General features: G+C 58.1%; 21 protein-coding genes. 15 read left to right on the top strand and 6 right to left on the bottom strand.

Features of this window, described 5'->3' with window-relative positions:
• Positions 1–51 precede the first annotated feature (51 nt).
• From trxA to ACR0AP_RS08570, 3 genes are read left to right on the top strand one after another with little or no spacing between them, the layout of a single operon-like run.
• Positions 52–966 (top strand): thioredoxin, encoded by a 915-nt coding sequence (trxA, locus tag ACR0AP_RS08580; RefSeq protein WP_480506417.1) that lies wholly within the window; start codon positions 52–54, stop codon positions 964–966.
• 26 nt (positions 967–992) lie between these two features.
• Entirely contained in the window at positions 993–1634 is a 642-nt protein-coding gene (locus ACR0AP_RS08575; protein ID WP_480506416.1) for an LON peptidase substrate-binding domain-containing protein, read from the top strand.
• Complete coding sequence (locus ACR0AP_RS08570) at positions 1631–1816, top strand: Trm112 family protein (RefSeq protein WP_209504973.1); 186 nt, start codon at positions 1631–1633, stop codon at positions 1814–1816. The genes ACR0AP_RS08575 and ACR0AP_RS08570 overlap by 4 nt, the downstream gene beginning before the upstream one ends.
• Here ACR0AP_RS08570 and ACR0AP_RS08565 read toward each other — a convergent pair.
• On the bottom strand, positions 1813–3075 hold the full coding sequence (locus ACR0AP_RS08565; protein ID WP_480506415.1) for an FAD-dependent monooxygenase: 1263 nt from the start codon (positions 3073–3075) through the stop codon (positions 1813–1815). The genes ACR0AP_RS08570 and ACR0AP_RS08565 overlap by 4 nt on opposite strands.
• A 51-nt stretch (positions 3076–3126) precedes the next feature.
• Here ACR0AP_RS08565 and ACR0AP_RS08560 point away from each other — a divergent pair, with 51 nt between their 5' ends.
• The 4 genes from ACR0AP_RS08560 to ACR0AP_RS08545 all read left to right on the top strand — a co-directional run bounded on the left by ACR0AP_RS08560 (position 3127) and on the right by ACR0AP_RS08545 (position 9320).
• Positions 3127–4455, top strand: a complete 1329-nt coding sequence (locus tag ACR0AP_RS08560; RefSeq protein ID WP_480506414.1) for an amidase — start codon at positions 3127–3129, stop codon at positions 4453–4455.
• A 108-nt stretch (positions 4456–4563) separates the two neighbouring features.
• Positions 4564–5745, top strand: coding sequence for an aminotransferase class I/II-fold pyridoxal phosphate-dependent enzyme (locus tag ACR0AP_RS08555; protein WP_480506413.1), 1182 nt, complete (start codon positions 4564–4566; stop codon positions 5743–5745).
• Positions 5746–5759: 14 nt separating this feature from the next.
• Positions 5760–8684, top strand: a complete 2925-nt coding sequence (locus tag ACR0AP_RS08550; protein ID WP_480506412.1) for a DNA translocase FtsK — start codon at positions 5760–5762, stop codon at positions 8682–8684.
• A gap of 39 nt (positions 8685–8723) precedes the next feature.
• Positions 8724–9320 carry a LolA family protein gene (locus ACR0AP_RS08545; RefSeq protein WP_209504969.1) on the top strand — a complete coding sequence of 199 codons (597 nt, stop codon included), beginning with the start codon at positions 8724–8726 and terminating at the stop codon, positions 9318–9320.
• Positions 9321–9335: 15 nt separating this feature from the next.
• On the opposite strand, the gene ACR0AP_RS08540 is transcribed toward ACR0AP_RS08545, so the two are convergent.
• Together ACR0AP_RS08540 and ACR0AP_RS08535 are read right to left on the bottom strand one after the other, a co-directional pair.
• Positions 9336–9917 carry a transglycosylase SLT domain-containing protein gene (locus ACR0AP_RS08540; RefSeq protein WP_209504968.1) on the bottom strand — a complete coding sequence of 194 codons (582 nt, stop codon included), beginning with the start codon at positions 9915–9917 and terminating at the stop codon, positions 9336–9338.
• 61 nt (positions 9918–9978) lie between these two features.
• Entirely contained in the window at positions 9979–10860 is an 882-nt protein-coding gene (locus ACR0AP_RS08535; RefSeq protein WP_480506411.1) for an AEC family transporter, read from the bottom strand.
• 80 nt (positions 10861–10940) lie between these two features.
• On the opposite strand from ACR0AP_RS08535, the gene hspQ reads away from it, so the two are divergent.
• A complete protein-coding gene (hspQ, locus tag ACR0AP_RS08530) occupies positions 10941–11267 on the top strand; it encodes a heat shock protein HspQ (protein ID WP_209504966.1) in 327 nt (108 codons plus the stop codon).
• Positions 11268–11302: 35 nt separating this feature from the next.
• Here the strand turns inward: hspQ and ACR0AP_RS08525 are convergent, their stop codons facing one another.
• The 3 genes from ACR0AP_RS08525 to ACR0AP_RS08515 form a co-directional block, all read right to left on the bottom strand.
• Complete coding sequence (locus ACR0AP_RS08525; RefSeq protein WP_480506410.1) at positions 11303–12880, bottom strand: gamma-glutamyltransferase family protein; 1578 nt, start codon at positions 12878–12880, stop codon at positions 11303–11305.
• 215 nt (positions 12881–13095) lie between these two features.
• Positions 13096–13545, bottom strand: a complete 450-nt coding sequence (locus ACR0AP_RS08520) for an ATP-binding protein (RefSeq protein WP_480506409.1) — start codon at positions 13543–13545, stop codon at positions 13096–13098.
• Positions 13546–13566: 21 nt separating this feature from the next.
• Positions 13567–13905, bottom strand: a complete 339-nt coding sequence (locus ACR0AP_RS08515; protein ID WP_209504963.1) for an STAS domain-containing protein — start codon at positions 13903–13905, stop codon at positions 13567–13569.
• A gap of 101 nt (positions 13906–14006) precedes the next feature.
• Between ACR0AP_RS08515 and ACR0AP_RS08510 the strand changes: the two genes are divergently transcribed.
• The 7 genes from ACR0AP_RS08510 (at position 14007) to ACR0AP_RS08480 (ending at position 20498) form a co-directional block, all read left to right on the top strand.
• Complete coding sequence (locus ACR0AP_RS08510) at positions 14007–15179, top strand: thiolase family protein (protein ID WP_480506408.1); 1173 nt, start codon at positions 14007–14009, stop codon at positions 15177–15179.
• Between the two features lie 73 nt (positions 15180–15252).
• Positions 15253–15708: a GAF domain-containing protein gene (locus ACR0AP_RS08505; protein WP_480506407.1), complete on the top strand. Its 456-nt coding sequence runs from the start codon at positions 15253–15255 to the stop codon at positions 15706–15708.
• Positions 15709–15808: 100 nt separating this feature from the next.
• Positions 15809–16327: a GNAT family N-acetyltransferase gene (locus ACR0AP_RS08500; RefSeq protein ID WP_480506406.1), complete on the top strand. Its 519-nt coding sequence runs from the start codon at positions 15809–15811 to the stop codon at positions 16325–16327.
• A gap of 124 nt (positions 16328–16451) precedes the next feature.
• Positions 16452–17021, top strand: a complete 570-nt coding sequence (locus ACR0AP_RS08495; RefSeq protein ID WP_480506405.1) for a helix-turn-helix domain-containing protein — start codon at positions 16452–16454, stop codon at positions 17019–17021.
• Positions 17021–17644: a LysE family translocator gene (locus ACR0AP_RS08490; protein WP_480506404.1), complete on the top strand. Its 624-nt coding sequence runs from the start codon at positions 17021–17023 to the stop codon at positions 17642–17644. The genes ACR0AP_RS08495 and ACR0AP_RS08490 overlap by 1 nt, the downstream gene beginning before the upstream one ends.
• Before the next feature lie 4 nt (positions 17645–17648).
• Positions 17649–18029 carry a GFA family protein gene (locus tag ACR0AP_RS08485; RefSeq protein ID WP_480506403.1) on the top strand — a complete coding sequence of 127 codons (381 nt, stop codon included), beginning with the start codon at positions 17649–17651 and terminating at the stop codon, positions 18027–18029.
• Between the two features lie 15 nt (positions 18030–18044).
• Positions 18045–20498, top strand: a complete 2454-nt coding sequence (locus ACR0AP_RS08480; protein ID WP_480506402.1) for a GcvT family protein — start codon at positions 18045–18047, stop codon at positions 20496–20498.
• Positions 20499–20504 lie beyond the last annotated feature (6 nt).

The following is a 20504-nucleotide window of genomic DNA, read 5'->3' as shown; positions in this document are numbered from 1 at the left end:
GCGACAAGCGATTGCATATAGAGCGCAAGTTCGAACGAAAGAGTGATTGCCATGGACATCCTGAACGGCGCAGCCGCCCCAGCCACCGATCTGATCAAGGACGGGACCGAGGCCACTTTCATGGTCGATGTGGTCGAAGCTTCGCAGGAAACGCCTGTTATCGTTGACTTCTGGGCACCTTGGTGCGGCCCGTGCAAGACGCTGGGCCCGATGCTGGAAGACGCTGTTACCGCCGCCAAAGGCGCGGTGAAGATGGTCAAGATCAACGTGGACGAGGCACAGATGATCGCCTCGCAAATGCGCATCCAGTCGATTCCAACGGTCTACGCGTTTTTTAAAGGGCAACCCGTGGACGGTTTTCAGGGCGCGCTGCCGGGGTCCGAGATCAAGGCTTTCGTAGACCGCGTGATCGAGGCGTCAGGTGGGGAAAGCCCCGGTGGTCAATTGGATGACGCGGTAATTGCCGCCGAAGAAATGCTGAGCGAAGGCGCAGCGGCAGATGCCGCGCAGACTTTTGCCGCCGTTCTTGGCGAAGACCCGAACCACGCGGCAGCATATGGCGGGCTGGTGCGGGCACATATCGCCACTGGCGATCTGGAGCATGCCGAGGCCATCCTGAACGGTGCACCGGCTGAAATATCCAACTCGGCCGAGGTCGAGGCTGCGCATGCGCAATTGCAGCTGGCCAAGCAAGCGGCTGATGCGGGTCCGGTGGCTGATCTGACAGCGGCCGTTGATGCAGACCCCGAAAATCTTCAGGCCCGGTTTGACCTGGCACAGGCATTGCATGCGAACGGCGAAGTGGAAGAAGCCGTGGCGCAATTGCTGGAATTGTTCCGCCGGGATCGTGAGTGGGATGACGGGGCCGCCAAGACCCAGCTTTTCACGATCTTTGACGCGCTCAAGCCCAATGACCCGATCGTTCTGAACGGTCGCCGCAAACTCAGCTCGATGATATTTGCCTAATTTCTGATCAGAGCTAGAATTGGGACATGATGCATCCCGCCGATCTGCCGGACACCGTATCCGTGTTCCCCTTGCCCGGGGCGCTGTTGTTGCCCCGCTCGCGCTTGCCGCTTCACATCTTCGAGCCGCGCTATTTGCAGATGCTGGACGATGCGCTCAAGACCAAGGAACGGCTGATTGCGATGGTCCAGCCAAATCCTTCGGCCCATGATGAGAACAAACTGCACCGCATCGGATGCGTCGGGCGTGTGACCCAGTTTTCCGAAACGGAAGATGGCCGTTATCTGATCACGCTGACCGGTGTGTCCCGGTTCCGCGTGGTTTCAGAGTTGGACGCTTTCACGCCATACCGGCGATGCGAAGTTTCGTGGGACGGCTTTGACAGGGATCTTGGCAAGGCCGAACACGACGACAGGTTCAATCGCACCAAGTTCCTGGCTTTGCTGGAACGTTTCTTTTCGTCACGGCAATTGTCCACTGACTGGGATTCGCTGAAAGATGCCGAGGATGAATTGCTGGTAAACTCACTGTCCATGCTGTTGGACTTTGACCCGGAAGATAAACAGGCCCTCTTAGAGGCCCCTTGCCTACGCACACGGCGCGAGACGCTGATGACATTGATAGAATTCGCAATGCGAGGCGGATCGAATGAGGAAAAACTGCAATGACTGACCCTGAACACGCCTTTGATCGCCGTATGCTCGAAGCTCTGGTCTGCCCGCAGACGCAAACGACCCTGCGCTATGACGCCGAAAGGCAGGAGCTTGTGTCACAGGCCGCTGGGCTGGCTTTTCCCATCCGCAACGGCATTCCGGTCATGCTGGTCGACGAGGCACGGCAGCTGGACTAAATTGGCTGCCCTTGCAACAGCTTGGGCAAATCCCCGGTCAAACCCGCTGCTTCGCGGACGAAACCGCGCCGCAACCCCGGCAGTGCGCCGACAATTCCCATACCAACGTCGCGCCCAATGCGCAGCAACGGGTTGTCGTTTGAGAACAGTTTGTTGAAGACATCCGTTGCCATCGCAAGAGCAGCGGTGTCGAACCTGCGCCATTCCTGGTAGCGTTCCAGCACCATAAGCGATCCGATGTCTTCGCCGCGCCGTCCTGCCAAGGTCAGAACCTCTGCCAACGCGCCGACGTCACGCAAACCGGCGTTCAGGCCCTGACCGGCAATCGGGTGCATCCCGTGAGCAGCATCCCCGACCAGTGCCAGACGATCAGCGATAAACGAATTGGCGATGGTCAGGTTCAAAGGATAGGTGAAACGATCTCCGGCCAGGCGGATGTCACCGAGGAAATCGCCAAACCGCGGGCGTAGCACTTGCAGATACTCATCCTTGGGCAGGGCGTTGATCTGCTGCGCGGCCTCGGTGCGTTCGCTCCATACAATGGAACTGCGATTGCCGGTCAGCGGCAGAATCGCCAAGGGGCCCGGTGGCATAAAGAACTGATGGGCAATGCCGTGATGCGGCAACTCGTGTTCAATGGCGCAGACAAGTGCGGTCTGGCCATAATCCCAACCGGTGCGCTTGATACCTGCGCGGTGCGCGGTGCCGCTGCGGCGACCGTCACACCCGATCAGCAGTCTGCTGTTCATCGTCGAACCATCGTCCAGCGTCACGGTCACTCCAGTGGTGTCGGCTTGTTGCGACACAACAGTCTTGCCACTCAGCTGAGTGATGCGGGGCTCTTCGGCCATAGCGTCCAGAAAGGCGCGGCGCAGGTGACGGTCTTCGACCATATACCCCATCGGACCTTCTTCTATTTCGGCATGGTCGAAATGCATGAAAAACGGTGACGGGCCTGTACCTGCGTGACCGTCCGTGACCTTGATTTCCAGCATCGGTTGGGCGTGTTCCGCAATACGGTCCCAGACGCCGATGGCAGCCAACAAGCGCTGTGATGCCAAGGCCAGCGCATAGGCTCTCCCGTCGAACGCCGCATTCTTGCGGACCTTCTCATCCAGCGCATCAATCACTGTGACCGAATGTCCGGTTTGTGCCAGAGCCAATGCCAAAGCCGGGCCGTTCAACCCGCCGCCCACGATCAGAATGTCAGATGCCTGTGTCATGCCCTGCAATATGCGCGCCCTTTCGGGATTGTCCATGTGCAGTCCTGTCGCTACCGTTCTTTCAAGCCAAAAAGCAGGAGGGGCGGGATGCAGGATTGGTTGACCATGACGGCGTGTGATTTGGGCCGTGGCATTGGGATGGGCCAGATCGATCCGGTTGAATTGACGGAAACCTACCTGTCCGCAATAGACGCCCATCCGCACCGCGACCGTATCTATGCCCGCGTCACCCATGATCGCGCCCGCGCCGAGGCCGAAGCCGCGCAGCAACGTGCGAAAATGGGATTGCGGCGATCGTTGCTGGATGGGGTTCCGATCAGCTGGAAAGACCTGTTCGACACTGCCGGCACCGCGACCGAGGCCGGGTCGGCGCTTTTGAAAGACCGTGTGCCGGATGCGGATGCGCTTGTGGTACGCAACGCAACCCAGATGGGAACGGTCTGTCTGGGTAAGACGCATATGAGCGAGCTGGCCTTTTCCGGCCTTGGATTGAACCCGATCACTGGTACGCCGCCTTGCATTGACGATGAGGACGCCGTGCCTGGCGGTTCATCTTCAGGCGCGGCGGCTTCGGTTGCGTGGGGTTTGGCAGCTGGGGGTATCGGGTCCGATACTGCTGGGTCAGTACGCATCCCATCGGCTTGGAACAATTTGGTTGGACTAAAAACCACCGCCGGGCGGATAAGTTTGGAAGGGGTTGTACCTCTGCGCCTTCGGTTTGACACGGTGGGCCCTTTGGCGCGCTCAGTTGAAGACGCAGCACATATGCTGGCTTTGCTTGAGGGCGGAACGCCTGCCGATCTGCGAGGTGCAAACTTGAAAGGCCGCCGTTTTGCAGATTTGCAAAACGTGGTTAAAGACGATTTGCGCGATGTACCGCGAGTCGCTTATGAGGTTGGTTTGGAACGACTTCGAGACGCAGGCGCAAAGGTTATACCTCTTGAGGTTCCCGAACTTCACAACGCAATGTCCCTGTCTAGTGTTGTCGATCCCACCGAATCGTACGGACTGTGGCGAGATGTGATCGAAGCGAATCCTGATGTAATGTATCCTCCGATACTGGAACGGTTCCGGGCTGGAAAAGACGTATCCGGTCCGGACTACGTCGCTGCGTGGTCGAAGCTGGAAGCCTGTCGCGCGGCATGGGATACCGCCACCGCCGGGTTCGATGCCGTTCTTGCGCCAACCGTTCCCAATCTGCCACCCAATCTGGACCGGTTGATGACCGATCACGACTATTACGTGACAGAAAACCTGCTGGCCCTTCGCAATACGCGGATCGGCAACCTGATGGGGCTTGCAGCGCTGACTCTGCCCACCGGAACGCCCAGTTGCGGGCTGATGATGATGGGGTATCCGAACTCGGAAGAGGCCCTGTTGCGGTTGGGGTCAGCGGCAGAATCGGCATTGGCCTGAATGCCACAATCCACTGATTCGGAACCTCTTTGTCTGGACGAAGAGGTATGCGGACTGTAATCTGCCAAAAAAACGGGGCGCAAACGACCCCGATATTGAGGCAGTAACATGGATTTTCCCGAGCGGTTTTCGAACCTACCGGAATATGCATTCCCGCGTTTGCGCGCCCTGTTGGATCACCATCAACCGGGCGGTGACGTCGTTCATATGACGATTGGCGCGCCGACGCATGATTTTCCGGCTTGGGTGACGGATGTCATCATGGAAAATGCTGCCGGGTTTCAGGGCTATCCGCCGAACGAAGGCTCGGAAGACCTGCGCGGCGCAATCACGGGCTGGATCAAGCGGCGTTACGGGGTCGAAATGGACCCTGACGTCAACGTCATGGCGCTGAACGGCACACGTGAGGGGCTGTATAATGCGGCCATGGCGCTGTGCCCGGAACAGAAGAACGGCAAACAACCGATCATCCTGTGCCCGAACCCGTTTTATCAGGTCTACATGGTCGCGTCGATTTCGGTGGGTACGCAACCCTATTTTGTCCCTGCAACTGCCGCGACTGGTCATCTGCCGGATTATTCCGGCCTGCCCGAAGATGTGCTGAACCAAACAGCGGTGGCTTATATTTGTTCCCCGGCCAACCCGCAGGGCGCGGTTGCATCGCGCGACTACTGGGCTGACCTGATCCGTCTGGCCGAGGCTTATGATTTCCGCATCTTCGCCGACGAATGCTATTCCGAGATTTACCGTGACCAAGCCCCGACGGGGGTTCTGACTGTCGCGCAGGAACTAGGGGCTGATCCCGAACGGATCACGCTGTTTAACTCCCTGTCAAAACGCTCGAACCTAGCTGGTTTGCGCTCGGGCCTGATTGCCGGTGGACCAAAGTCCATCAGCCAGGTGAAAAAACTGCGCACCTATGCCGGATCCCCACTGCCTTTGCCTTTGCAGGCTGCTGCGGCCCGTGTCTGGGCGGATGAGACACATGTCGAGCAAAACCGCGCGCTCTATCAGGAGAAATACGCCATAGCGGATAAGGTGTTTGCGGGCGTGCAGGGCTACATGTCGCCCGAGGCCGGGTTCTTTTTGTGGTTACCGGTCGAGAATGGCGAGGACGCGGCATTGAAGGTTTGGAAGGAAACCGGGGTTCGGGTTCTTCCGGGCGCATATCTTTCACAAGGTGATCCGGGAAATAACCCGGGCGAAGGCTTTATCCGGGTTGCATTGGTAGCCCCAAAAACAGAGTTGCAGCGCGGTTTGATCACACTCCGCGACTGCATCTATACGTGAGGTACGAGGGCAAAATGGCATCATATAACGCGCGAAACCGCGACCCATTGCTGGACAGCACAACACAGGCAGCCCTGGAGCGACGCAGTAAGGAACTGATCGGTATCGCGCTGATCCTGTTGGGCTTGGCCGCGGCTGCGATGATCTGGTCCTATACGCCCGATGATCCTAATTGGATGGTTTCGACCGACGCGCCGGTGCAAAACTGGATGGGACGGGTCGGCGCGTCTATTGCAGCCCCCTTGTTCATGATCGTGGGCTGGGGAAGCTGGGGCATCGCGCTTGTTCTGGTCGGATGGGGTCTGCGTTTTGCGGGCCATTTCGGTGAAGACCGGGCCATTGCCCGCCTGATCTTTGCCCCGATCTGGATCGCTGTAGCCTCGGTCTATGCCGCAACCCTTGTTCCCGGTGCCGAGTGGCGTGCAACGCATAGCTACGGTTTGGGCGGTTTGTTCGGCGACACGGTCATGGGCGCGTTGCTGACGCTGGTGCCGATCTCTTCGCATTTTCTGGTCAAAATGATGTCGCTGGCCATGGCCGTCGGCATGACCACGCTGGGTGTTTTTGTGCTGGGCTTCACCAAGGCTGACGTGAAACGCGGCTTCCGCGCCTTCATCCTGGGCCTTGTGATGTCTTATGACATGCTGATGACGCTGATGGGGCGTGGTGCGGCCTCGGCCGCGCAAGCGGCGCGGGATCGCCGGGCGCAGTGGGAAGAACGCAAGCTTGCCCGCGCTGAAGCGGCTGAGGCGATGTTTGACGACGAACTGGTGTATGCCGATCCTGTTTTTGAAGAACCTGAATTGGGGCGCCCTGAACCTCCGGTCAAATCAGGCCTGTTGGCGCGAATGCCGTCACTTATCCGGCGCCCCGATCCAATGCCCGAGCCTGAGTTGGTGGATCCTGAACCGATCGCGGGCTTTGACGACATGCCCGGCGAAGATCGCATCCGCTCCAAAATCTCGGCCGCCGTGCGAAATCGCAAGGTTGCCGTGGGCGAAATGACACCCGAGCCGGATCCCGACCTGCCGCTGACCAAGGGTCGTGGACGCCGTCCCGATCCACTGATCCTGAACCAGCATCCCTCGTCCGAACTGCCACCCGAACCGCCGATGACGGCGTATGGTCTGCGCCCCGAGCCGCAGGTGTCCGCTGGTGACACTCCAGAGGCGCAAGAGCCTGCTTTGATGGGTTATGAGGCCGGGACAGAACAGTACGACTACGCGTCCGAGTTGGATATCGATGATGAGTCGGTTTTCGAGGATGTCACCGACGCCGCGCCGCAACCGCGTCAGGCGATGAAGATCCCCGTGGCTGAACCGCGCAAGCCTGTGGTGGCGCAGCCCGTGCGCCGGACACCGTTGCCGTCTCGTCGTGCGCAGGCCGAAGCGCAACCAGCATTGTCCTTCGAGGAACGGCACTCTGACTTCGAACTTCCGCCTCTGGGCTTGTTGTCCAACCCCGCCAGTATCCAGCGCCATCACCTGAGCGATGAGGCCTTGGAAGAAAACGCACGGATGTTGGAAAACGTTCTGGACGATTACGGCGTCAAGGGTGAGATCGTCAGCGTACGCCCCGGCCCGGTCGTGACCATGTACGAGCTGGAGCCCGCCCCGGGCCTGAAAGCCAGCCGTGTGATCGGTCTGGCGGACGATATCGCGCGCTCGATGTCGGCGCTGTCGGCGCGGGTTTCGACCCTACCGGGCCGCTCGGTGATCGGGATCGAACTGCCGAACGAAAACCGCGAGATGGTGGTTCTGCGGGAAATCCTGGCCAGCCGCGATTTTGGCGATGGCAATCAGGCGCTGCCGCTGGCGCTGGGCAAAGATATCGGCGGTGAATCCGTTGTGGCGAACTTGGCCAAGATGCCTCACCTGTTGATTGCCGGGACCACGGGTTCGGGTAAATCGGTGGCGATCAACACGATGATCCTGTCGCTGCTCTACAAGCTGACGCCGGATGAATGCCGCCTGATCATGATCGACCCCAAGATGCTGGAACTGTCGGTTTACGATGGCATCCCGCATCTGCTGTCACCCGTTGTGACCGATCCAAAGAAGGCGGTTGTCGCCCTGAAATGGGTCGTGGGCGAAATGGAAGACCGCTATCGCAAGATGTCCAAGATGGGTGTGCGCAACATCGCGGGCTACAACGGCCGGGTGAAAGATGCGCTGGCCAAGGGCGAGTTGTTCAGCCGCACGGTGCAGACCGGGTTTGACGATGAAACCGGTGAACCAACGTTCGAGACGGAACAATTCGCGCCCGAAGCGATGCCCTATATCGTCGTCATCGTCGATGAGATGGCCGATCTGATGATGGTCGCGGGCAAGGAGATTGAAGCCTGCATCCAGCGTCTGGCGCAGATGGCGCGGGCCTCGGGCATTCACCTGATCATGGCCACACAGCGCCCGTCCGTTGACGTGATCACCGGCACGATCAAGGCCAACTTCCCTACGCGGATTTCGTTCCAGGTGACCTCGAAAGTCGACAGCCGTACCATTCTGGGCGAGATGGGTGCCGAACAGCTGCTGGGGCAGGGTGACATGCTTTACATGGCCGGTGGTGCCAAGATTACCCGCTGCCACGGACCGTTTGTGTCGGATGAAGAGGTCGAGGAAATCGTCAACCATCTGAAACAATTCGGCCCCCCCGATTACGTGGGCAGTGTTCTGGACGGACCGGCCGAGGACAGGGTCGACAACATTGACGCCGTTCTGGGGCTGAACACTGGCGGCAACACGAACGGAGAGGACGCACTGTACGATCAGGCGGTGGCAATTGTGATCAAGGATCGCAAATGCTCGACCTCTTACATTCAGCGGAAACTCGCCATTGGGTACAACAAGGCGGCGCGTCTTGTTGAACAAATGGAAGACGAAGGTGTTGTTTCGTCAGCAAATCATGTCGGGAAGCGCGAAATCCTCGTCCCCGAGCAATAGGATATTTAATAACAAGGGCAGACAGCCTATCTGTACAGCATGAAACAGATTGCTTTTGCCCTTGCTTTGACACTGGCCGCACCCGCCGCATGGGCGGCGGAAAAACTGCCGCTTTCACAGATTTCCAATTATCTGAACGGATTGAAAACGGTTCAGACAACGTTCACGCAGGTGAATGATGATGGCTCGTTGAGCACCGGACAGCTGTGGATGCAGCGCCCTGGCAAGATGCGTTTCGAATATGACCCGCCCAACAGCGCTGTGGTACTGGCACGCTCGGGCAGTGTTCAGATCTTCGATCCGAAATCGAACCAGCCGCCCGAGCAATACCCGCTGAAGCGCACGCCTCTATCCATTGTGCTGGCACGCAACGTGAATCTTGATCAGGCCAATATGGTTGTCGGCCACAGCTTTGACGGCACGGCCACAGTGGTCACCGCGCAAGACCCCAAGAACCCTGAGGCAGGTCGGATTGAACTGATGTTCACCGATAATCCAGTCGAGCTGCGCAAATGGGTGATTCATGACAACGCCGGCAGCCAGACCACCGTTCTTTTGGGTGCGTTGACCGAAAGCAATGGTCTTGATCAGGGTCTTTTCTCGAACAAGGAAAGACGCGGGTCAGTCAACCGCTGACCCGCTTTTTGCTGGTCAATACCGGCAGTTTGCCAACTGTGCCTGATACAGTTGCGCGCGCGCGTCCACGTCATTGGCCACGCTCAACAACCACGACTTGCTGTTGTGGGTGCCGCGAGCGTACCCCGTGTGACCTTCGTGATAGGCTAGGTATTGATTGCGTGTGTCGCCGGGGTGGATGCCGTTGCGCTCATAGCTTTTGTTCATATACCAGCCGATGAAGTCCGAGGCATCGCGGATGCGATCCCGCTTGGCCCGGCGCTTGCCGGTTTCGCGCTGATATTGATCCCAGGTGCCGTCCAGTGCCTGGCTGAACCCATAGGCGCTGCTTTGCCGCCCCATCGGGATCACGCCCAGCACGTAACGGTGCGGGGTACGCGCGTCGTGGCGATATCGGCTTTCCTGATAAATCGTGGCCATCTGAACGTGAACCGGAACACCCCATTTCTGCTCGGTGCTTTTGAAAGCCTTGATAAAATCCGGTCGTTCGTGCGCAATGCTGCACGCGTCGTTCAGTTTGCTGGGCGGTTGTTTTGACCCGCCGCCACAGGATGCCAAAAGCAGCACCCCGAAGAGTACGATAAGAATTCTGCTCATGTGCCTCATGCCTTTTTTTGTTTATTCTAGCGCAGATTGAGCTCTGAGGAAATCACAATCGCTATAAAATAATGGCAAGAATTATGGGTAACGCCGCCACGGAAAGTACGGTGGACACCATGACCATGCCGGCAACGGCATCGGAATCGGCTTCAAATCGTTCTGCCAACAAGTATGAGGTCACAGCGACCGGTGTACAAATTTGCAATACCAGAACGCCAAAGGCGACAGTGTCCAGATCAAACAACACCCCAATCCCCCAGCCCAACGCAAAGCAGACGATAAGTTTCAGGACTGACAGCCAGAGCGCTTGCCCCAGACTACGCGAGGTCAGGCGGGCGATTGCCACACCGACCGTGACCAACATCAGCGGAACAGCCATTTGCCCCAAAAGCTCTAACGTGTTGGTTAGAAATGTCGGAGTTTGCCACCCCTGCCACAAAAACACCGCACCCAGAATGGTCGCCCAAGCCATCGGCTGGCGTAAGACCTGTCCCCATGCGCCTTTTCCGGCGACTAGGTAGATCCCATAGGTGAAAGAAAACAGCGCGGTTACAGACAGAAAGATGACCGCGTAACCCAAACCAATCTGCCCGAACGCAAAGATACATAGCGGCAGGCCAAGATTGCCGGTATTGCCGAAAATCAGCGGTGACAGGTACGTGCGCTGATCCAGTTTCAATCCGCGAACAATCAACCAGAACACCCCAGCCAGCAGAAGATTTGCGACCAGAGTTGCCGACGTGAAACGCGACAAATCTCCGCCCGGAATGTCGGTTTGCATGAGTGCAACAAAGATCAGACTGGGCATTGCCAGCGTCGTTGCAAAGCGTGTCACAAATTGCAGCCGGTATTCGAACCCCAGTTTGACCCACGTAAAGCCAATGGCCGCCAAGAGAAAAACCGGGGCCACGATTTCGAACACTGTCAGTATTAGGTTCACAGACTGTTTCCCTGAATTTCACATCAATGATTGGCATTTCGGGCCAAAAACCGTTAGTAAATGCGGTGGGGGCCGAAACAATGTTAAAGACACGCGCGAAATACGGATTGGGCCAGGTGGTCCGTCACAAGAAACACCCTTTTCGAGGGGTGATTTTTGACGTGGACCCGGAATTTTCGAACACAGAAGAATGGTATCAGGCCATTCCGGAAGACAGCCGTCCGCGGAAAGAACAGCCGTTCTACCACCTGCTGGCAGAGAACGACCAATCCTTCTATGTTGCTTATGTTTCAGAACAAAATCTGGTTGCAGACTATTCTGGAGAGCCGGTCGAGCACCCGGATATCTCCAACATGTTCGGCCCGTTTGAAGACGGTGCTTACCCTCTGCATTTCCACCTGAACTAGGTTTGGCGAACCGGTCGGCATTGTACTGCCGCTGATCAGTATCCAAGGGCGCACCCATCTTTGCGCGGGTCGCTGGCACCTTCCAAAACACCGTCTTTTCGGATTCGGATTGCTTGCGCTCCTCCAAGTGGCGTTTCTGGAATTTCAATATTGTGTCCAATTTCAGACAATTGTTTCGCTACCTCGTCGGAATAGCCCCGCTCCAGCTTCAGGACATTCCCATCGAAAAAGGCACGCGGCGCGTTGATGCTTTCCTGTAGCTCCAGCCCAAAGTCCCTAAGGTTCGAAACGAAACGCGCGTGCCCGGTCGGTTGATAAGCACCGCCCATGACGCCGAATGGCATCGTGACACGGTCATTCTCGGTCAACATCCCCGGTATGATCGTGTGCATCGGGCGCTTGCCGCCAGCCAGTTCATTGGGGTGACCCGGCTGAAGCGTGAACCCCGCGCCCCTGTTCTGAAGCAAGATACCGTATTTCTCGGATGCGATCCCTGATCCAAAGCCATGAAAGATCGAATAGATCAGCGACACAGCCATAAGGTCGCGATCGACCACCGTGATATAGACCGTGTCCTTGTGAATGGCTTCCGTCAAAGGTGCTGCTGCGGGCATTGCGCCTTTTGGGTCAATCAATGCAGCCAGCCGGACCGCAACATCCAAATCAAGAAACCGCTCGGCCCGTGCGACATGATCGGGATCAGCAATGAACCGGTTGCGCGCGTCATAAGCCAGCTTGGTGGCTTCAGCCTCGATATGAACCCGTTCCGCTCCAAATGGATCCATACTGGCCAGATCGAATTGCTTTAGAATGTTCAGCAACAGGATCGCGGTCGCTCCTTGGCCGTTTGGCGGGTGTTCGACCAGATCAACACCCTTGTAGGCTCCACGAATGGGCTGCGTTTCAGTGCACTTGGTGCAGTGAAAGTCTTTGGCGGTGTGGACACCTCCGCGTGCAGACAGGGCCCGGATCATATCCTCGGCAATGTCTCCTGAATAAAATGCGTCGCGTCCCTGACTGGCGATCCTGCGCAAGACCTCAGCCTGACCGGGGGCGCGAAAGATCTGACCGATCACCGGTATCTGCCCATTGATCAGATAATGGTCACGCGCAGCACCCTGTAATGTGGCCGCCCCGGTTTTCCAGTCAAAAGCAACCCGAGGGGCCACCGGAACGCCAGCCTCGGCATAGTGGATTGCGGGTTCCAGAATCGCGCCCAGCCCCAATCGCCCTTCGGTTTCTGCAAGGTGACAGAAGGCGTCCACGGCACCGGGAACAGTCACCGCATCCGGACCGCTCAACGGTACAGACGACAGGCCTTTGTCCCGCAAGGGCTGCGCCCGCGCAGCGGCCGGTGCGCGACCCGAACCGTTCAATGCGTGTATTCGGTGTTCGCCCGCACGGCTGAACAAAACGAAACAATCACCCCCTAACCCTGTCATCTGCGGTTCGCAGATCCCAAGCAGAACTGCACCTGCTATCGCGGCGTCCATGGCGTTACCGCCGCGCTCAAGAATATCGATTGCCACCTTGGCGGCCAGCGGGTGCGACGTTGCGCACATCCCCCGCGTCGCAAAAACTTCCGACCGGCCAGGTTTGTGCAGATCACGCATGGTGGGTTCTTTCTCCTTCAAACAAGGGAAAGCTATTCTCTGATTGCCGGTTGTCCAGTCATTTCAAGGGAGGAGATCCTCGGCGCCGTTCACTGGGTGGGGGCTGTGATAATTGGCGCCGAGGGAAGCTATCTGAGCTACGAGTCACTGTATGGCGGCGATTTGCGGCGCGACAATGTTTCGAAAAAGGCGTTATTGTGGCCAATTTCGGCGGGCTACCCGTTTTTTTCAAAGTTAAATCGCAAGGAAAGTCGATTGCACCCGTCGCGGCGTTCATAACAAATGTCGCTGGTAAGTTGATGAATCAGGAACCAGCCGAACCCGCCTTCGGGCAAATCCTGAATGCGGGTTCCCAGCGGCGCTGGTGTTCCGTCTGGTGGTTCGTAGCCAGGCAATGGATGGCCCGTGTCCGAAATCAGAATGTCCAGCCGGTTTCTGTCCAACCGGCATGTCACCTGAACCCCGGCCGGGGCCACGTCCATGTAGGCATGTTCCACAACGTTGTTGATTGCTTCTGCCAGTGCGATCTTGACGTCATCCGCCTTGTGCGGCGGCAACCCTCGTTTCGCCAGTCCGGCGCTGAGTTTCGCAATCCCCGCGCTGGCTTCTGTTTCCGTTGCGGGAAAGCTCAGTTCCAGGCAGGTCGCGTTACAAATGGGCTCCACGTTGTCGCACTCCTGCTGTTGTCACCTGTCTGGTTCCGACAGGGCGTCATCCAGTGTTGCAAACAAGTTGAAGACGGTATCCATGCGCGTCAGGCGAAAGACCTTTTCCACCACGGGCTGCGGGCCTGCCAGATCGAGTTTTCGGTTCAGACCCAGTTGTTTCATGGAGGCCACGATTGCACCCAGTCCGCTTGAATCGATGAACTCGACGCCTGAAAGGTCCAGGACAACCCGATCGGCGCAGGCCTCGGTCTCTGCGCGCATGTCTTCTTTGAACTGAATGGCCATCGCAGCGTCGATCCGGTCAGAGTGAACCGTGATAATCTGTGTCGTTCCGTCTGATGTGCTGGTCAGCCCCATGGTCCGGCTGCCTCCAATCTGAAAATGAGTCGTAGAAATACGCTAGACGCGAATTCTTACCATTCGGTATTCAAGGGCCGGACGACAGGAGGATTATCCGGATGAGAGATGTTGTTATTGCAGGTGCTGCCAGAACGCCAATGGGTGGTTTTCAGGGCATGTTCGACGGTGTCGCAGCATCCGAGCTTGGCGGCGCAGCGATTCGTGCCGCGTTAAAGCAGGCAGGGGCGCAGACGGTTGACGAGGTGTTGATGGGATGTGTCCTGCCCGCAGGCCAGGGGCAGGCACCGGCGCGCCAGGCGGGTTTCGCGGCGGGCTTGGGCGAGGAAGTTCCTGCCACCACGCTGAACAAGATGTGTGGTTCCGGGATGAAGGCGGCGATGATGGCCTTCGACCAGATCGCATTGGGTCATGCGGAAACAATGGTCGCCGGAGGGATGGAGAGCATGACCAACGCGCCCTACCTGCTGCCGAAAATGCGGGGCGGTGCGCGCATCGGTCATGGTCAGGTGATCGACCACATGTTCCTTGACGGGCTGGAAGACGCCTATGACAAGGGCCGCCTGATGGGAACCTTTGCCGAAGACTGCGCCGAGGCGTATCAGTTCACCCGCGAAGCGCAGGATGAATATGCCTTGAAATCCTTGTCCAACGCACTGTCCGCGCAAGAAAGCGGTGCTTTCGAAGGCGAGATCGTCCCCGTCACAGTGCGCACGCGAAAGGGTGAGGTTGTACAGACCGTCGACGAGCAACCCAAATCCGCCCGCCCCGAGAAAATTCCGACGCTGAAACCGGCTTTCCGCAAGGACGGGACAGTGACCGCCGCCAATTCCTCGTCAATATCCGACGGCGCGGCGGCGCTTGTTCTGGCATCGGCTGAGGCGGCAGAAGCGCAAGGACTGACAGTTCGGGCCCGGATTTTGGGACATGCCAGCCATGCTCAAGCGCCCGGACTTTTCACGACTGCACCGGTTCCGGCGGCGCAAAAGCTTCTGTCCCGCATCGGTTGGAACAAGGATGATGTCGACCTGTGGGAGGTCAACGAAGCCTTCGCAGTTGTGCCGATGGCTTTCATGCACGAAATGGGATTGCCGCGCGACAGGGTAAACGTAAATGGCGGGGCCTGCGCCTTGGGCCATCCTATTGGCGCATCTGGCGCCCGTATTCTGGTCACTTTGTTGAACGCGCTCGAGAAACGAAATCTCAAGCGGGGGGTTGCTGCAATCTGTATCGGCGGCGGTGAAGGAACAGCTATCGCGATCGAACGCATTTGACCCTTCATCTTTTTCGAAATACTCCGGGGGTTCGGGGGCGGCGCCCCCGAGTTTTCCAAGGGGTTTGGAACCTATGACCGTCGATTACAGCGCGCTGGCTAGTACAATTGCAGCATTGACCGAAGGCGAAAACGATCAGGTTGCCCTGATGGCTACCGTTGCTTGCGAGGTCCACCATTCCGACGATCGTTTCGACTGGACCGGGTTTTACCGGGTGACAGAACCGGGCTTGCTTAAAATTGGCCCGTATCAAGGTGGCCATGGCTGTCTGGTCATCCCGTTCGCGCGGGGCGTATGCGGGGCGGCAGCGCGCACCGGGCAGGTGCAGCTTGTGCCGGATGTGGATGCGTTTCCGGGTCACATCGCCTGCGCCTCCTCCACCCGGTCCGAACTGGTTCTGCCGGTCCGGAACACAGCGGGCGAATTGATTGCAGTTTTCGACATCGACAGCAATCAACCCGACGCGTTCTCAACCGAAGACGCGGATAACCTGTCCGCGATCCTGTCAAAGACCTTCGCGCAAGTCTGATTGAAATTACGGTGGTACAGGGCGCGTCTGCCGATTTCCTCATTTCGATCTCACTCGGAGCCTGATAAAACCGAAAAATCCGAACCGTATTGGAACAACCATGGTCCCAGGCCATTTCCGAACTTCGCGCCTCTCGGTTCGCGACTGGAAGGTTGAACTCGCCGATCCGCGATTGCGAGGTCGGCTTGAAGATGATCTGGCAGCGCTTCTGACCCCTGAGGTCCTGAAACACCTGCCGCCGTCGATGCAGTTGCAGGGTCGGGGAATTTCGAGCTGGATTGATGACAGACGTGCTGAAAGCAATATTCTGCTTGCGCGCCAAAACCACGGTAACCACCTTATTGGCCTATTCGTGTTGGCCATGAGTTCAGAGGCCGATTCAATTCCAAACCTTCACATCGGCTATCTGATTGCAGAATCCGCCTGGGGGAATGGTTACGCCTCCGAGATGCTGCAAGGCCTGCGGGAAGCATTGGCGCCTGGGCCTGACATACGCCTCATCGCCGGGGTTGGGCGCGACAATCCGGCCTCAGCCCGCGTTCTGCAAAAAACAGGCTATACGCTTTGGCCGGAGCGCGCCTCAGAAACCGCCGATATTTATGTTTGCCATATCAGTTGATTGACCGAACCGTCAGGGCATAGCCGCCCGAATACGGGCTTGCGTGAAAAAATGCTTTGAAATTTCACGGAATCGAGTCATCGTGAAAAACGAGGTGAAATATTCACGAAAGTTGGAGCCACCCTTGAACACCCAGGCCCCGCAAAGTGCGACACTTGGTGCAGATATCCGCGCGCTGCGCAAGGCACGTGGATTGACGCTGAGTGATATCGCGATCCGGTTGGACAGGTCTGTAGGCTGGCTCAGCCAAGTTGAGCGTGACATGTCCGAGCCGTCGATTTCGGACCTCAGGCAGATCGCCGAATGCCTTGGCGTACCCATGTCGATGTTGTTTGCGCATTCGGCGGCACCGGCGGACGAGCAGGGATATGTCGTGCGTGCCGGCTCGCGCCGCCCCATGGGGTCGGGCGAGGAAGGGTTGATCGAAGAGCTGCTCTCGCCGGATCTGACCGATGATTTCGAAATGGTACATTCCACCTTCAAACCCAACTCGCAGATGCAGACACCGGCCAATCGCCCGACACAGGAAGTCGGATACATGATCTCGGGCAGGCTGGACCTGACAATCGGGTCGCGCGCGTTCACGGTTGGGCCGGGTGACAGCTTTCGAATTCGACATGAACCCTATCAATGGGCCAACCCTTATGATGAGCCCGCTGTGGCCATCTGGGTCATCGCCCCGCCGGTTTACTGATGTCGTTCGAGGCCTGGACCATATTCGCGTTGTTCTGGGTGGTCTTCGTGACCACCCCTGGCCCGAACGCGGTTAATTGCATCTCGAACGGGATGAGCCTTCCGTTTCCAAGGGCAATGCTAGGCGTATTGGCTATTCTCACGCAGGCCAGCGCCTTTCTGATCCTGTCTGCGCTGGGTGTGACCGCCCTGATCGCTGCATCGCCGACCGGGTTCTTTGTCGCCAAGTTGATTGGCGCGGGATTTTTGATCTGGTTGGGGATTCGCGGCTGGATGAATGCTACAAAACCCGCACCAGCCTCCGAGCGTCCTGCGCGACATGTCTACCTGCACGCGCTTGCAGTGGCCACGATCAATCCCAAAAGCGTTGCCGGATACCTGGCCGCGTTTTCGCAGTTCGTTCAGCCCGAGGTCCCGATCTGGCAGCAGATGGGGGTTATCATGCCGACCGCGCTGGTCATCACCACACTTAGCTACACCGGCTTTACGGCGCTGGGCGCCCTGATGGGCAGGGCAGCGCTGGGCGCGGTGTTCAATATCTGGGTGCGCCGGATCATGGCGGCCTGTTTTGTCATCTACGGTGTGTTGTTGGGAACCAGCACCACACCCGCAATAAGGGGGTAGTCAGATGCACAAGGGATCCTGCCTTTGCGGCTCGGTCGCGTTCACGATCGACGGAGACCTGTCGCCACCTTCGGTCTGCCATTGCGGACAGTGCCGCAGACAGTCGGGCCATGTCTGGGCTTCGACTTCGACCCATAAGGACAACCTGAGTTTCTCGGCCAGTGACACACTCAGCTGGTATTGCGCGTCTGACATCGCCCGGCGCGGATTTTGCAGCAAATGTGGCTCGTTCCTCTTCTGGCAACACAATCAGGAAGACACGATTTCGATTTCCATGGGCGCGCTGGACGCACCCACAGGTTTAAAGCTCTCAAAGCACATCTTCGTGGCTGACAAGGGCGACTATTACGACATTACGGACGATCTGCCTCAAGAGGCACAGTAACAAGGATCAAAACGCATGAGTGATTTTCCAACAAAAGCCCGCGTGGTCATTATCGGAGGCGGTGTGGTGGGGGCTTCCTCGCTGTATCACCTTGCCAAGAAAGGCTGGACCGATTGTGTTCTGCTGGAAAAGAACGAACTGACTGCCGGGTCGACCTGGCATGCTGCAGGGAACGTTCCGACCTTCTCGACCTCATGGGCGATCATGAACATGCAGCGCTACTCGACCGAGCTGTATGCGCGTCTGGGCGAGGAAGTCGATTACCCGATGAACTACCACCAGACCGGTTCGATCCGACTGGCGCATTCGAAAGAACGTGTGCAGGAATTCGAGCGCGCCATGGCGATGGGCCGTTATCAGGGGATCCCGATGGAAATGTGGACCCCGGAAGAAGCGAAAGAGCGTTATCCCTTCCTGGAAACGCATGACCTTGAAGGTGTTCTCTACGATCCGACGGATGGCGACATCGATCCGGCGCAGCTGACCCAGGCGCTGGCCAAGGGCGCGCGCGATATGGGGCAGAAGATCATCCGTTTCTGCCCGGCGACTGGCGTGACGCAGCATAATGACGACACCTGGACCGTGCACACGGACAAAGGCGATATAGCCTGTGACTATGTTGTGAACGCAGCCGGATACTATGCGCAGCGTGTGGGTGAATGGTTCAAGCCCTTCGGTGGCCGCACCGTTCCGGCAATGGTCATGAGTCACCAGTACCTGCTGACCGATGAAATCCCCGAGATCGAAGCATGGACCAAGCAAAGCGGTGCCAAGCTGCCGCTGCTGCGTGATGTGGATGTCTCTTACTACCTGCGGCAGGAAAAGAACGGCTTCAACCTTGGTCCTTACGAGCCGAACTGCAAGGGCCACTGGATGACCGAAGACGATCCGATGCCGGATGATTTCAGCTTTCAGCTGTGGAATGACGATCTGGACCGCATCGAAGATATCGTCACCGATGCGATGGAGCGAGTGCCGCTGATGGCAACCTCGGGCGTTGGACGCGTCATCAACGGGCCGATCCCTTACGCGCCTGACGGGCTGCCTTTGATCGGCCCGATGCCCGGCGTCAAGAACGCGTTCGAAGCACATACTTTCACGTTTGGCATCGCGCAGGGCGGTGGCGCAGGCAAGGTTCTGGCCGAGTGGGTCGTTGATGGCGCGACCGAATGGGATATGTGGGCCGTCGATCCGCGCCGCTATACCGATTACACCGATCAGGATTATTGCAACCAGAAAGGCATGGAAGTTTATGGCAACGAATATGCCATGCACTTCCCGCACCATGAATGGCCTGCCGCACGAGACAAGAAGCTGTCGCCCGTGCATGACAAGGTGATCGCGCACGGCGGTGTCATGGGGGCCTATAGCGGCTGGGAACGCGCCAACTGGTTTGCACAGCCCGGCGATGACACCTCGCTGGACGCGACCCATACTTGGGGTCGGTCCGGACCGTGGGAACAGCGGATCAAGGAAGAATGTGAGGCCGTGCGCGATCATTGTGGCGTGTTGGACCTGCCGGGCTTCTCGCGGTTCAAAATACAGGGGCCGGGTGCTGATGAATGGCTGCGCGGTCTGGTTGCAGGGGCATTGCCCAAGATTGGTCGGGTTGGGCTGGTTTACTTCGCAGATGACCGCGGGCGTATCCTGACCGAAATGTCGGTCACGCGCGAGGCCGAAGACCTGTTCGTTCTGGTCACTGCAGCGACCGCGCAATGGCATGACCGTGAATGGCTTGTGCGTCACATACCTGCCGATGCCGAGTTCACGCTGGAAGACTGGACAACGCGGATGAGCACGCTGATCGTTACCGGGCCTCGATCTCGGGACATTCTCAGCAAAGTTACCGAGGCCGATCTGACCTTGCCGTGGCTCAGCTTTCAGGAAAGCGAAATCAAAGGCGGATGGGTCGCTCTGCTGCGTGTCTCATTCGCTGGTGAGCTGGGCTGGGAAGTTCACGCTGAAAATGCGGATATGCCTGCGATCTACGACGCGATCATCGATGCCGGTGCCAAGCCGTTCGGGATGTATGCGCTGAACTCGCTGCGGATCGAAAAGGGGTACCGCGCCTGGAAGGGCGATCTGTCGACCGACTATTCCCTGCTTGAAGGCGGGTTGGAGCGTTTCGTCAAGCTGGACAAACCGCAGGACTTCCCGGGCAAGGCCGCAATCCTGAACGAAAAGCAGCAAGGCGTGAAAAAGTCCTTCGTCACCCTGACTGTTGATGCGGGCGATTGCGACGCGCCGTATATGTCCTGCATCTGGCATGGCGATGAGATCGTGGGCGAAACCACATCCGGCGCATGGGGCTACCGTGTTGGTAAATCCATCGCGCTGGGCATGATCCGAGCCGAGCTTGCCAATCCGGGAACTGAGCTTGAGGTCGAAATCTACGGCCAGAAATGCCGCGCCGTGGTAGAGCTGGACCAGCCGCTCTGGGACCCCGAGAACGAGCGGTTGCGCGCGTGACGCTTC

Source organism: Ruegeria sp. AF7 (assembly GCF_056541885.1).
The sequence above is the reverse complement of the archived record's forward strand: the minus strand, read 5'-3'. Positions and strand labels throughout refer to the sequence as shown.